The 14,026-nt window shown below is 34.4% G+C and carries 11 protein-coding genes; 4 read left to right on the plus strand and 7 right to left on the minus strand.

Translation table 11 applies throughout. The annotated features are described in order from the left end of the window. The first annotated feature begins 1 nt into the window (after position 1). The gene (locus BM088_RS13515) at positions 2-802 is read left to right on the plus strand and encodes a response regulator (RefSeq protein WP_091984795.1); all 801 of its coding nucleotides are present in this window, start codon (positions 2-4) and stop codon (positions 800-802) included. 45 nt (positions 803-847) lie between these two features. Here BM088_RS13515 and BM088_RS13520 read toward each other — a convergent pair whose 3' ends face one another. Then, positions 848-3,847: a bifunctional diguanylate cyclase/phosphodiesterase gene (locus BM088_RS13520; RefSeq protein ID WP_177208044.1), complete on the minus strand. Its 3,000-nt coding sequence runs from the start codon at positions 3,845-3,847 to the stop codon at positions 848-850. Between the two features lie 641 nt (positions 3,848-4,488). On the opposite strand from BM088_RS13520, the gene BM088_RS13525 reads away from it, so the two are divergent. Further along, positions 4,489-5,646 carry a chorismate mutase gene (locus BM088_RS13525; RefSeq protein WP_091984801.1) on the plus strand — a complete coding sequence of 386 codons (1,158 nt, stop codon included), beginning with the start codon at positions 4,489-4,491 and terminating at the stop codon, positions 5,644-5,646. 82 nt (positions 5,647-5,728) lie between these two features. Here the strand turns inward: BM088_RS13525 and tyrA are convergent, their stop codons facing one another. Continuing rightward, positions 5,729-6,856: a bifunctional chorismate mutase/prephenate dehydrogenase gene (gene tyrA / locus BM088_RS13530; RefSeq protein ID WP_091984804.1), complete on the minus strand. Its 1,128-nt coding sequence runs from the start codon at positions 6,854-6,856 to the stop codon at positions 5,729-5,731. Positions 6,857-7,025: 169 nt separating this feature from the next. Between tyrA and BM088_RS13535 the strand changes: the two genes are divergently transcribed. Next, complete coding sequence (locus BM088_RS13535) at positions 7,026-9,293, plus strand: sensor domain-containing protein (protein ID WP_091984807.1); 2,268 nt, start codon at positions 7,026-7,028, stop codon at positions 9,291-9,293. 88 nt (positions 9,294-9,381) lie between these two features. Here the strand turns inward: BM088_RS13535 and rplS are convergent, their stop codons facing one another. The 5 genes from rplS to ffh form a co-directional block, all read right to left on the minus strand. Next, complete coding sequence (rplS, locus tag BM088_RS13540) at positions 9,382-9,750, minus strand: 50S ribosomal protein L19 (protein WP_091984809.1); 369 nt, start codon at positions 9,748-9,750, stop codon at positions 9,382-9,384. Between the two features lie 20 nt (positions 9,751-9,770). Next, positions 9,771-10,547 carry a tRNA (guanosine(37)-N1)-methyltransferase TrmD gene (gene trmD, locus BM088_RS13545; protein WP_091984812.1) on the minus strand — a complete coding sequence of 259 codons (777 nt, stop codon included), beginning with the start codon at positions 10,545-10,547 and terminating at the stop codon, positions 9,771-9,773. Further along, the gene (gene rimM / locus BM088_RS13550; protein WP_091984815.1) at positions 10,547-11,071 is read right to left on the minus strand and encodes a ribosome maturation factor RimM; all 525 of its coding nucleotides are present in this window, start codon (positions 11,069-11,071) and stop codon (positions 10,547-10,549) included. The genes trmD and rimM overlap by 1 nt, the downstream gene beginning before the upstream one ends. A 17-nt stretch (positions 11,072-11,088) precedes the next feature. Further along, on the minus strand, positions 11,089-11,337 hold the full coding sequence (rpsP, locus tag BM088_RS13555; RefSeq protein WP_091984818.1) for a 30S ribosomal protein S16: 249 nt from the start codon (positions 11,335-11,337) through the stop codon (positions 11,089-11,091). A gap of 220 nt (positions 11,338-11,557) precedes the next feature. Beyond that, the gene (gene ffh / locus BM088_RS13560; RefSeq protein ID WP_091984821.1) at positions 11,558-12,940 is read right to left on the minus strand and encodes a signal recognition particle protein; all 1,383 of its coding nucleotides are present in this window, start codon (positions 12,938-12,940) and stop codon (positions 11,558-11,560) included. 216 nt (positions 12,941-13,156) lie between these two features. Here ffh and BM088_RS13565 point away from each other — a divergent pair, with 216 nt between their 5' ends. Then, a complete protein-coding gene (locus BM088_RS13565; RefSeq protein ID WP_091984824.1) occupies positions 13,157-13,963 on the plus strand; it encodes a cytochrome C assembly family protein in 807 nt (268 codons plus the stop codon). The last annotated feature ends 63 nt before the right edge of the window (positions 13,964-14,026 follow it).

Below are 14,026 nucleotides of genomic sequence, written 5' to 3' on the forward strand. Positions count from 1 at the left end.
TATGATTGCTTTATCGCCAGCAGACTTACATATTTTACTTGTTGAACCTTCAAGTACACAACGTAATATTATTGTCAAAGAATTAAAGTTAGAGGGGATCACACATATCGATCTTGCTCAAAACAAACATCAAGCATTAGATAAAATAGAACAAAGTGCACCAGATCTTGTGATTAGTAGCTTACACTTTAGCGACGGTAGTGCTGTAAATTTACTGAATAGTATTAAAGAAAGTGACTCTATTGATGATGTACCTTTTATGCTTATATCAAGTGAAACTCGAAAAAGTGAATTAGAAAAGTTTAAGCAGTCCGGGATTATTGCAATTTTACCTAAGCCTTTTACCAGAGAAAACTTAGGTAAAGCGATTAATGCAACATTAGACATATTAAGTCCAGAAGAACTTGAACTTAATTTTTACGATGTTCATGATATCAGAGTACTGATAGTTGATGATTCTAGGCTAGCACGAAACCATATTAGACGTGTTTTAACTAATTTAGGTATACAGCACTTTTCTGAAGCCGAAGATGGACAAAAAGCAATCTCGATACTTGATGAACAAATGTTTGACCTAATAGTGACAGATTACAATATGCCTGAGGTGAATGGTCAAGAACTTGCTGAATATATTCGTTCTGAATCCCAACAATCTCACGTGCCTATTTTAATGGTTTCATCTGAAGCTAACGATACGCATTTAGCCAATATCGCACAGTCAGGCGTAAATGCAATGTGTGATAAACCTTTTGAACCACAAACAGTTAAAAAATTAATTTATCAATTACTTGATAATCACTAGTTACATAATCAAAAATGAGGGTCAGAGCTATTCACTCTGGCCTTATCACTGACTTCCTAATGTTTTACGAAACCCCTCTAAATTAGCTTCAGATAAAGGCGGGCTAAAATAATAGCCTTGTACAATATAACAATTATTATCTTCTAAGAACTTTATTTGCTCTTTTGTTTCAACTCCCTCAGCGACTAAATCCAATTTTAACTTTTTGGCCATTGCAATAATTGCCGCAGTAATTGCCATATCACTCGTGTCTTGCGGAATATCCTTAACAAAAGATCGATCAATTTTTAAAATATCAACAGGAAAACGCTTTAAATAACTCAAAGATGAAAACCCTGTACCAAAGTCATCAATCGATAGTGCAAGACCTAATGCTTTTAACTCATGCAGCTGCCCTATTGCTGCTTCTATGTCTCCCATTAGCATGCTTTCTGTTAATTCTAGATGGATATTTTTTGGAGATACTTTAGTTTTATCGAGTATTTTTGACAAAAGTAGAACTAGGTTAGTATCCTTAAACTGCCGCGCAGATAAGTTAATAGCAACATTATTTACCACGCCTTGATCCTCAAGCCTTTTCGCAAAGCGACAAGCTTCCCATAAGACCCACTCTCCTAGCTCAACAATAATACCTGTACTTTCAGCCACAGGTATAAATTTAACAGGCGAAATCATGCCCTTTTTTGGATGTAACCAACGAATTAATGCCTCATAACCTACAATCTCGCTGTTTCTGCAGTCAATTTGTGGTTGATAATGTAATTCAAATTGCTTATCTTTTAATGCAACCCTTAATTCATTCTCAATAATCATTCTTTCTTTTGCAGCAGCATTAAGGTTCGGATCATAAAAGTGATATGTATTTCTCCCTTTTGCCTTAGCCTCGTACATGGCTAAATCGGCATGTTTCAATAATTGTTCTTCTTCTGAACTATCATCAGGCGCAAGAGTAATACCTATACTTGCACTTATAATCACTTCATTATTAATAAGTTTAATGGGGTTACTCAAAGTCTCTTGAATCGTAATAGCAACATCAGTCGCTTTTTCTCGTGTATCTATACCACTTAATAAAACCGCAAACTCATCACCACCAAGTCTTGCAATTGTATCCTCTGTTCTTAACCTATGTTTAAGTCGATTAGCCACTTCAAGTAAAAGCTGATCTCCAGCATCATGACCCAAGGTATCGTTTATTCGTTTAAATTCATCTAAATCAAAATAAAATAATGCAAAAGAATAATGGCCTCTTGAGGCCAAAGCCATAGATTTTCTTAATTGCATTCTAAAGTAAGCACGATTTGATAATCCTGTTAAAGTATCAAAATAGGCTAACTGCTCCATTTTACGTTGGCTATCTTTTACAAAAGTAATATCTTGAGCTGATGCAACATAACTGGTAATTGAACTATCGAGATCTCTGATAGGAGAGATGCTTAACGATACCCAAATAGCTTCATTTCGAGTATTTCTAAGCATAGTATCACCACGCCATGAGTGGCGACTTTTCAAATCAAGTTCAATATCATCTACTAATATTTGCATTTCATCAGATACAATATTTAAAATTGATGAGCCTAATAATTCTTTTTTTGTATACCCTGTCATATCTGACATTTTTGGATTAGCATACTGAATTTTTAATTGTGCATCTGCAATTACAACTGCGCTTCCAGAACTCTCAACAGCTTTTGTAAATCTATTCGCCTTTTGTTCCGCTTTATCCTTTTCAATCATACGCTGATCTACATCTTTTAAATGCTTACTTATTTCATCAGCCATAATTTTAAATGCGCCATTGAGTACCCCAATTTCATCCTCACTTTCTTCAGCAAACAGTTTTTGAGATTTTCCTTTTGTTTTACCAAAATCATTAACTGCTAAAACAAGCTCTCGAATTCTTTTAAGTAATAATTGATTCAATGTTTGATGTAATAGGATCACCACTAGTGCAGTATAGATAACGAATAAACCAATAAATTTTATTTCTAACTCATCAAGATCAGAAAGTATTGACGAGCGTTTTTTATACACTCCAATATACCAATCTAATGGTGACAGTTTATGAATATTAACCAGATGAATTTCATCACCTTCAAGAAATGTACTGGGCATATTAGGCATGTCTTTTTTAATTGCCAACTGAACTAAACTTTGCAAATGATCAGGCACTAAATCAGTCGTCTGTAAAAGCTGATTCATTTCCCCTTCTTTTTTTGCAACTAAGTTATTGATCAATGGGTGTGATAATACCTGACCTTTTTTATTGAAAATAAAAAACTGCTGCTCTTTATCTGAAACAGAAAAATGTTTTATCAAATCTTGGAAAATTAAATCACTGCCTGTTATGCCTAAAAATTCATTTTTATAATACAAAGGAACAATCAAACTCACGACCCATTTATGCCAAATATCATCATAATAAACTGGGGTCCAGACAGGGTTTCTTGAGGGGTTATTCTTTTCAAGTGCTACCGAATAAAAAATATCATTTTCAAATTTATGATTTACTTCAAGTTGTAGTGCCCAATTAGGTGGAGAAACACGAATAAAGTTATCTTTACTAATAAAATAAAAATTAAAAAAATCTTTTGTTAGTGTTGGTGAGATAATTTTCCAGAGTACTTCACTTGAATAAAACAAATTTCTATAAAAATCATTAAAGTTATCTACTGGTATATAGGCCGCAGATAAACCATCTAGTGACGTACTCCTGACCACCTCATTTTTAGCTAAATTAATATTTAGTAATTGTGAATTGTTCTGACTCAAGTCATTTTCAAATAACTGTTGTTTTACGACCAAGTTCGCTTTATTTGCAATTTGAGTTTTATTATAAATAATCTGCTCAAATTGCTTTATAAAATTTTCACCACTGTGCTTTAATGCTTCATGTTCTTCATATATGAGTTGCTTTCGCTCTGACTTAAGCATTAATATCGCTGCACTCATTCCAGCAACTAAACAAATCACAGATATTAATATAGATAGCTTCATACTAAGTGAGTGTCGGCTAAAATGAGATGGCAAGCGTCTATACTTCAAAATTAAACCTTTGATTCATTATAATTTATTAAAATGACTCTTTGCCATCAATCTGTTAAATATAAAATAAAGTTAGCCTAAACAACACCTTTTTTATATTTAAGCACATAATTTTATATAAAATATTTTATTTATCTTTTCATGTGAACAACTAAATATAAATTTGTAAGATCCACTCCAGTGAAAAAGAAGGAATATATAGTCTATAAAACGATTATTTTAACTTTACAAACACACGACCTAATTTAAACCTTTACTTAGAACAAGTAAGATAATTAAATTTTAAATCAATGAGCAGATTAATTTATATAAAAGCTAAAGCGCTTCCTTATAAATTTTTATATGTTCAAATCAAATTTTGCCTTTAATTTATGAAATTATCAGCTGTTAAAAACAGTAAAAATAAAAATAATTAAAACATTTATTGACTTATTACGCTCTAGTTTTTAAATTAACCCTATGAAACAAATTTATGCACGATTTTTCTTTATGTTTTTTATACTCCACCCCTAACGGGAGGCGGATTAGTCATGACATGAAGAAAGTCTGCGACAAATACAAGCCTCCCTAATTGGGAGGTTTTTTTTTGCATAAAATTTAATTTTAAAAGTATTAACAAAACTAGGAATGAGGAAATAACTATGGCTAATGATGCATTGCAGGCATTACGAAAAGATATTAATGAGATTGACTCTGAGTTACTGATACTACTGACAAAACGTCGTCGTATAAGTCATTCAGTTGTTGAATATAAAATTTCAAATAATAAACCAATAAGAGACGAGAAAAGAGAACTTGCCTTACTCGAAAAATTAATATCATATGGAAAATCTCTCGGGCTAGATGCATATTATGTGAATAATGTTTTCCAAACAATTATTGAAGACTCAGTTTTACATCAACAAGCCATGTTACAACAAAATATAAATCCGGAGATCAAAGGTGATACAAATAGGGTTGCATACTTAGGAGGCCAAGGGTCTTACAGCCAACTTGCCTGCCATAAATATTTCAGCCGCCGAAGCGATCAATTAATAGAATTAGGTTGTACCAGTTTTTTTGAAATTACCAACAAAGTAGAAACAGGACAAGCAGATTTTGGTTTATTACCGATCGAAAATACCTGTTCAGGTAGTATTAATGAAGTATATGACTTACTACAGCATGCGCAGGTTGCGATTGTCGGAGAATTAACACAATCTATCGAGCACTGTTTAATTGCAAAAGGTGATACTGAATTAAAAGATATTACAAAAGTTTTTGGTCACCCACAGCCTTTTACTCAATGTAGCCAATTTATTCAAGGCTTAGATAACATTCAATTAGAGTATTGTGACTCAACCTCAAGTGCCATAGCCAAAGCTATTGAAGTACCTAACAGTGCTGCTATCGCTTCACAACAGGCGGGTATAAAAGCAGGTTTAGAAGTAGTACAGTCAGCTGTTGCGAATCAAGTTGAAAATCATAGCCGTTTTATTGTTGTTGCTAGAAAACCGATGCAAACATCTAAGCAAATCCCAACAAAAACAACTTTAATCATGGCAACTAGCCAAAATGCAGGCTCACTTGCAGACGCACTTATCATTTTTAAACAGCACAAAATTAATTTAGTTAAGCTTGAGTCTCGTCCTGTCCCAGGTAACCCTTGGGAAGAAGTTTTCTATGTTGATTTAGATGCTAATTTATCACAAAGCAATACGCAACAAGCATTGGAAGATTTAAAAGAAGTGACTGAGTTCGTACGTATACTAGGCTGCTATCCAAGTGAATCTATGAAAGCTGTTGAAGTTAAAAGTTAAAAGTTAAAAGTTAAAAGTTATCAAGGAGGATATTTCCTCCCTTGATAACTCAAAATATCAATCATTCAAACCCTTTATAAAATTATTCCAATACTTTTGAATCATTCGCTTTATTTAATAAAGCCCGACTTTGTTTTAAAAATGATTCTGCTGAATTTGAAAAATATGACTTTGCATCACTGAACCCAGCTATGAGCCCTGCCTTATCCCTATTTTTAAGTTTAACCAGAGTCTGCTGATAAATATCTTTATAATCTTCAAGCAAAGACTCCACATTATCAAACTGCGCTAGCATAATATCTGAATATAATTCTGGTGATTGTGCAAAAAGACGTCCTACCATCATAAGTTCTAATTGATAAATAGGTGATGAACAATCTTTTATTTCTTGTAGGCTATGTGTTTGTTTGGCTAAGAATTGTCCATAAACAAAAGTTGTTAAATGCCGCATTACTTGCACTATTTGCATTGCTTCATCATGTTTTTTAGGTGCCATTTCAACTAATTGAGCCCCCCATATTTTTAACTGTGCTAATAATAAATCAGCTTTATCATTTTTTCTGCCATGACACACTACTATCGTTTGTTTTACCCAATGCTCAATATCCGGACCAAACATAGGATGCAAACCAAGAACAGGACCAGAGTGTGCATCCAACATCGCTGCTACAGGCTGTTGCTTAATACTTGTTATATCAACTAACAAACAGTCATCATCTAGCTTAGGTAAGCCTTTGATAATTTCTTCTACTTTATTGATTGGCACTGAAACTAAAACCAATTTAGCGCCTTCTAATATCTCACTTGCAAAACAGTGCTGTTTTTTGTCCAAAATTCTAACTTCAATTCCAGAGCGCTTAAGTTGTCTCGCAAATAACTGCCCCATCACTCCTTCACCACCAACAATAACAGCTGGTGATAATTGAGGTGCAACACATGCGAGTTCTGACTGTTGATTTTGATAAGATTCTCGCATCATTCTGCGTAAAATATCTTCAATCAAATCACCTGAAACGCCTTGCAGTTCAGCCTGAGTTCTTCTTGCAGCTAATAATTGGCTTTCCCGTTCTGGAATATATACAGGCGCACCAAGACTACGTTTTATTTTTCCAACTTGCTCAGTTATCCTATTTCGTTTCGCTAAAATGGCGACTAACTCTGTATCACACTCATCTATTTCTGAGCGAAGAAATGCTAAATCTTGATCCAAACCAAAACCTCGTAAACTTTAATTTACAACAGTACACTAATATATACAATCAATGTTATCATACTTTAGCGCATACTAAAGTTATTCTTGTTTCAATATTTCTTGTAGTTACAAGAATTTTATCGAATACTCAATATTTAAAATAATAATTATTGTTCGAAGGGTTTTTGTGTTTATTAATACATCAAAATTTAAATCAATTTTATTTTATTTGGCCACTATGCTATTTGGTCTTTGTTTATCGGTTTTAGTTTATCTATCACTGTCAAAGGTTGAAAAATCAGCTCTGCTTTTAGTTGAAAATGAAATACCCACTTTATCGCAAATAAAAAATGTCGTTGCGATTTTATCGGAACAAGAACGTTTACTGTATGAGTATTACGCCAAAGATGAAAATAATGTATATATCAGGCTTCATAATGCAAAAATTAGAGAGTTGGATTTAGAGTTAATACAGTTAACAAATAAATTAAACGATCCTAATTTAAAAAAAGCGTTAATAAAGCAAGTACAAAAAATTAAAAAAACGGCATTAGAATTAACAAATAACCTTTCCTCAGAGCAAACACAATGGCAATTAGCGAGGGAACAACTGGCAAAAATCACTTTAACCAGAGAAGCAGCGATCCCCCATTTAAATCATATTCTGAAAGATTTAAATCAAAGAGTTGATTTTGGCTATCAAGAGACTAAAAGTGAATTAAATAAAACATCTTGGACTGTAGCCGCCTTTAGCTTAATGCTATTAGTGATCACACTTGTTGTCGGTCGATATATGAGAGGCTATTTAAATCAAAGCGCAGAGATCACACGATTGGCTCTTTTTCCAATGCGAAATCCAAACCCAATTATTTCACTTGATGACGCTGAAAAAATAATTTATGCCAACCCTGCAGCAGAAGATTTATTACTCAGCATATCACGCGAAAAAGGAGAGCTAACGGCACTTTTACCAAAAGACATTCACGCTATTATTAAGCTTTTAAAAAAACAAAAGAAACAAATTTTAAAAATCGAACACCACCTAAGTTCAAAAGTTTTATCTTGCGAATTTCATCAACTTTATGACGTAAATCAAGTAGATGTGCATATTGTTGATATCACAGAACAAAAAAAAGCAGAAGATGAACTTTTTTATCAAGCATTTCATGACTCAATAACGGGCCTGTATAATTTAAACCAATTAATTAAGTTTTTAGATAGCCATTTTATTGATAGCCCATCTCATCCTTTTAGTATGATGATGATCGAAATTCGAAAATTCAATGCATTTATGACATCCCACGGACTAGATGCAGCTAAAGAACTTCAAGTTACCGTAGCAAAAAACTTAGAGTCTTGTTTATCTGAATTTAACTTAATGTGCAAAACTCACTTATTTCAACTTAATGAACGCTCTTTTGCTTGTATTATTGATAACGATAATGATCTAGGAAAAATACAGTTTTTGCATGAAAAAATTGAGCGTTCGGTTAAAGAACCCTTCATGACACTCTGTGGAGAACTTACTATTGAGTTGGATTTTGGCGTTATAGATTATCCAGAACATGGTAAAAGTCCTCAAGAATTACTTAAAAATGGTCAGGCTGCATTAGAACAAGCCATAAATATAGAACATTCAAGCTTAGTTTATTACTCATATGAATTAGGTGATAAATTAAGCCGACAAATACAACTCATTGATGCACTAAAATTGAGTATTCAAAACAATAAACTCAATTTACATTATCAACCCCAATTACATCTAAATAGTAAAAAAATCATCGGTGCTGAAACTTTATGTCGATGGACATTAGAAAACAAATCCATTTCTCCAGCTGAATTTATTCCATTAGCCGAGCAATCAGGACTAATCATTCCTTTAGGTAATTGGATTTTAAAAACAGCCTGTTTACAAGCAAAGAATTGGCTAGATCAAGATATAAACTTAGTCATTGCGGTCAATATTTCTCCAAGGCAATTCAGCCAACCTAACTTTGTTAACTTAGTTAAGGATACTTTAAAGCAAAGCCAGCTTCCGGCAAAAAACCTTGAGCTTGAAATCACAGAAGGTGTATTAATGCACCAAGAAACAGATACTATTTCAATGTTAGAGCAGCTAAAACAGCTAGGTGTTCAACTGTCAATTGACGATTTTGGCACAGGCTACTCTTCACTTTCTTATTTAAAAAAATTCCCTGTGGATAAATTGAAAATTGATCAATCTTTTATATTAGATTCTCACCAATCAAAAGAAGATAGAGATATAGTACAAACCATTGTGAGTTTAGGTAAAAACTTAGGTTTATCACTCATTGCTGAGGGGGTCGAAAACCAACAACATCAAGATTTTTTAATGAAAATGGACTGCGATGAAATTCAAGGTTATTTTTTTAGTAGACCTTTACCCGCGAAGCAATTTACGCATTTTTACAACCAACATCTTGGTAAAGTTTAAATTTATTTTTTTCAATTCATAAAAAAACAGCTTGATATCTTTAAATATCAAGCTGTTTTATTTTATAATCTGTACTACAGTACGAAAATTATGACCTTTTAGTCAATTTTTCTTTAATACGTGCAGACTTACCAGAACGCTCACGTAAGTAGTAAAGTTTCGCACGACGAACTGCACCACGACGTTTAACTTCAATGCTATTTACTTGATGAGAGTGAGTTTGGAAAACACGTTCTACGCCTTCACCATTCGAGATTTTACGAACTGTAAATGCAGAATGAAGACCACGGTTACGCACAGCGATAACTACACCTTCAAAAGCCTGTAGACGCTCTTTCTCACCTTCTTTAACACGTACTTTAACTACAACTGTGTCACCAGGACCAAATGCAGGTACGTCTTGCTTAAGCTGTTCAGCTTCAAGCGCTTGAATTATGTTTTGATTAACTTTTGACATTATTTTCTCATTTTCTAGTATTAACTGTCATCTGCCACAAACTCAGTATTATGTTGCTGAAATTCAGCTAATAATTGAGTTTGCTCCTCAGTCAGAGCTAGTTTATTCAACAAGTCTGGACGTCTTAACCAAGTTCTACCTAATGACTGCTGTAAGCGCCATTTAGCAATTTTTTGGTGATCCCCACTAAGTAATATAGCTGGAACTTGCTTACCATCCAAAATTTCAGGTCGAGTATAGTGTGGGCAATCCAATAGACCATCCGAAAATGAATCTTGTTCTGCCGATTGGTTATGACCCAATACACCAGGCACTAATCTTGCTACTGCATCAATTAATGTCATGGCTGGTAACTCACCACCACTCAATATAAAATCACCTACTGACCATTCTTCATCAATATGAGATTCTATAATTCGTTCATCTATACCTTCATAACGACCAGCAACTAAAATCAACTTTTTGTGTTTTGCCAGTTCAGCAGCACCTTGTTGATCTAGTTTTCGCCCTTGAGGTGACAGGTAAATTACTTTTGCACCATTTCCTGCTGCATCTTTTGCATCGGTAATAGCTTTTTTGAGCGGTTCTACCATCATTAACATACCTGGTCCGCCACCATAGGGACGGTCATCTACGGTTCTATGCTTATCTAAAGCATAATCCCGAGGATTCCAACTATTAAAGCTAATAATGCCATTTTTAACCGCTCGACCAGTAACGCCTTGCTCAGTGATTGAATTAAACATTTCAGGGAAAAGACTTATCACCCCAACCCAAAGTTCAGATTCAGTACTCATTAAAAGCTTGGATCCCAGTCAACCGTAATTTCTTTTGCATCTAAATTTACATTTTGAATAACTGAATCAGTCAAAAATGGTAATAAACGCTCAGATTTTCCAAATCCATCATTGTTGTTAGCTTTAACAACTAAAACATCATTAGAACCTGTTTCCATCAAATCATCGACCTTGCCTAAGCTATAACCTTTATTAGTTACAACTGACATGCCAATGAGGTCTCGCCAATAGAACTCACCTTGTGGAAGTTCTGGTATCTGCGACTGCTCAACAGTGATTTCACCATGGGTATAAGCCATCGCTTCATCTCTGTCGTTAATATGTGCAAATTTGGCTATAAAGCCTTTTCCGCTGCGACGCCAGTCTGCAACCTCAAAGGTCTCCAAATTACCTTGTTGATTAATCAGCCAGGGGCTGAAATCAAAGATCCCTTCAGGATCATCAGTAAATGAATGCACCTTAAGCCAGCCTTTTATGCCGTGAGGGGCACCAAGCTTACCTACAACAATAGAATCTTGACTCATGGTCTCACTTACACCTATTAAGCCGCTTTACGAGCGTCTTTAACTAATTTATTAACGCGATCTGAAAGTGATGCGCCTTGACTTACCCAGTGATCAACACGAGATAAATCTAAACGAACTTTTTCTTCTTGGCCACGAGCTAGCGGGTTAAAGAAACCTACTTTCTCAATGAAACGACCGTCACGTGAGCAACGGCTGTCCGCTACTACTACTTGATAAAATGGACGCTTCTTAGCACCGCCACGTTGTAAACGAATAGTTACCATATCGTTTTCTACCTATAATTTAATGTTTTTGATTACTTTCTAACATACTTCCTATTCTCACTTATCTTCCTAGTAGAAAAAGACAAGTTCAGATGAAGCTCGCGAATTGTACTTATTTGATATAAAAATGCAAGTTAAACTTAAGTTTTAAGTTACAAAAAAAGCCGATTAGTAAATTTTACAGATCGGCCTATTTATAAAATGATATAAAGACGAGAAGTTAAAGTTTAGGACCTCCCATACCGCCCATCATGCCAGGTGGTAACATGTTTTTCATGCCTCGCATCATCTTCATCATTCCACCCTTACCTTTCATTTTTTTCATCATTTTTTGCATTTGAGTGAATTGTTTTAAGAGTTTATTTATTTCTTGCACTGACGTACCCGAACCTGCAGCAATACGTTTTTTACGAGAGCCTTTTATAATCTCAGGTCTTATACGTTCTTTCATCGTCATGGAGCTAATAATTGCCTCCATTTGCGTAAAGGTTTTATCACCCATCTGATCTTTTGCTGCATCTGGAAGGTTTGCCATTCCTGGCATTTTTTCCAACATAGACATCATTCCGCCCATGTTTTTCATTTGCTTCAGTTGATCCGCAAAATCCTCTAAAGTAAAACCATTGCCTTTTAATACTTTGCTAGCAACTTTAGCAGCTTGCTCTTTATCAACTTTCATTTCGACTTGTTCAATCAATGAAAGTACATCACCCATACCTAAAATACGCGAAGCAATACGATCTGGATGGAAAGGTTCCAAGGCGTCAACTTTCTCACCTGAACCAATAAATTTAATTGGTTTACCCGTGATATGACGAATTGATAAAGCGGCACCACCTCTGGCGTCACCATCAGTTTTAGTTAATACAACACCCGTTAGTGGCAAAGCATCACCAAACGCTTTTGCTGTATTGGCTGCATCTTGACCTGTCATAGCATCAACAACAAACAAAGTTTCAACCGGATTTACAGCACTATGTAGTGCTTTAATTTCGTCCATCATGTCAGTATCAACATGTAAACGCCCAGCGGTATCAAGAATAACGACATCTATAAATTTACGTTTTGCATGTTCGATTGCATTATTAGCAATATTAACAGGGTTTTGAGAGATATCACTTGGGAAAAATTCAGCAGATACTTCACCAGACAAAGTTTCAAGTTGTTTTATTGCTGCTGGACGATAAACATCGGCACTGACGAGTAATACAGACTTTTTCTTACGTTCAATTAAAAATTTTGCTAATTTAGCCGCACTGGTTGTTTTACCCGCACCTTGTAAACCAGCCATCATTACAACCGCGGGAGGTTGTGCATTCAAGTTTAGCTCTTCATTTGCTTCACCCATGGCTTTTTCTAGTTCTTCTTGAACTATTTTTACAAATACTTGCCCAGGTGTAAGGCTTTTTGTAACTTCAATTCCAACAGCACGCTCTTTAACTGTTTTAACAAAATCACGAACAACTGGTAAAGCAACATCAGCTTCTAATAAGGCCATACGTACTTCACGCAAAGTCTCTTTTATATTGTCTTCGGTGAGTCGACCTCGGCCCCTAATATTGTTTAAGGTTTTACCCAATCGTTCCTGTAAGTTTTCAAACATTAAAAATCGTCCGTACAAAATTGTAAATAATTTCGATTATACCTTAGTTAACCCAGCATAAAACAGAGCTTTGAGTAAATATATCTCAATATATTCAATAAATGTATTCAGTCTTATTTGTTTATATTCGTCATGAGCTCTATGAAATTCCTTCGGGTTAAAATACAATAACCTCATAATATTCTTAATTATCGGGCTTTGCCCATTGGTATAAGTATGCTTGTTAATAGTTTAACTTTTATTGCCTTTTTCTTTTATACCCTGGCAAGTGGCCATGTTGTAGCACGTTTATTTCATAAAAATGGTCCAAATAAAAAACTCACTCTTTTGCTTAGCACAGCTGCAATTTTATTACATATGGCACTACTCGTTAATTTAGTTTTCACTGAAAGCGGTCAAGATTTAAGTCTTGTGAATATTTCATTATTAATTTGCTGGATAATTGTTGTTTCAATAACAACCGTCTCTTTACGTTTTCCTGCAACACTTTTACTTCCCGTTGTTTACGGTTTTGCTGCTTTACTTCTAATTGTAAGTTTATTTCTACCACATCAGATTATTTTAAAATCAATAAATGTAAATATTGCTTTGCTATCGCATATTTCACTTTCATTTTTAGCCTATTGTGTTTTAATTATTGCAACTTTATATGCAGTTCAATTTTACTTTATAAACAAACGGTTAAAACAAAAAGACTTATCAATTGCTTATAGCCACTTACCGCCTCTTATGGTTGTTGAGAAGCAGCTTTACCAGCTTGTAACTGTTGGCACAGGGCTATTAACATTGGCACTCATAGCTGGTTTTATTTTTTTAGAAAATATGTTCAGTAATGAGTTTATCCATAAAACTATCTTATCCCTTATCGCATGGGCTATTTTCTGCACAATAACTTGGGGCCATAAATACCGAGGTTGGCGTGGAAAAAGCAGTATTTTAATGACGATGTTTGCTGCTTTTTTATTAACTATGGCCTACTTTGGCAGCCGTTTTGTAAAAGAAGTACTTTTGAATCAATTTTAGCTTGACTATATTACTAAGCTAAGACTTAATAACGTTTCTATTTTAAATTTAAGGATCCCATTA

The sequence above is a fragment of the Pseudoalteromonas denitrificans DSM 6059 genome (genome assembly GCF_900112265.1).
Lineage (GTDB): Bacteria > Pseudomonadota > Gammaproteobacteria > Enterobacterales > Alteromonadaceae > Pseudoalteromonas > Pseudoalteromonas denitrificans.

Excerpts from the sequence above, each read along its gene's own strand:
- BM088_RS13515 (WP_091984795.1), top strand. The coding sequence starts at position 2 with ATGATTGCTTTATCGCCAGCAGACTTACATATTTTACTTGTTGAACCT.
- BM088_RS13525 (WP_091984801.1), top strand. The coding sequence starts at position 4,489 with ATGGCTAATGATGCATTGCAGGCATTACGAAAAGATATTAATGAGATT.
- rplS (WP_091984809.1), bottom strand. The coding sequence starts at position 9,750 with ATGTCAAAAGTTAATCAAAACATAATTCAAGCGCTTGAAGCTGAACAG.
- trmD (WP_091984812.1), bottom strand. The coding sequence starts at position 10,547 with ATGAGTACTGAATCTGAACTTTGGGTTGGGGTGATAAGTCTTTTCCCT.
- rimM (WP_091984815.1), bottom strand. The coding sequence starts at position 11,071 with ATGAGTCAAGATTCTATTGTTGTAGGTAAGCTTGGTGCCCCTCACGGC.
- rpsP (WP_091984818.1), bottom strand. The coding sequence starts at position 11,337 with ATGGTAACTATTCGTTTACAACGTGGCGGTGCTAAGAAGCGTCCATTT.
- ffh (WP_091984821.1), bottom strand. The coding sequence starts at position 12,940 with ATGTTTGAAAACTTACAGGAACGATTGGGTAAAACCTTAAACAATATT.
- BM088_RS13565 (WP_091984824.1), top strand. The coding sequence starts at position 13,157 with ATGCTTGTTAATAGTTTAACTTTTATTGCCTTTTTCTTTTATACCCTG.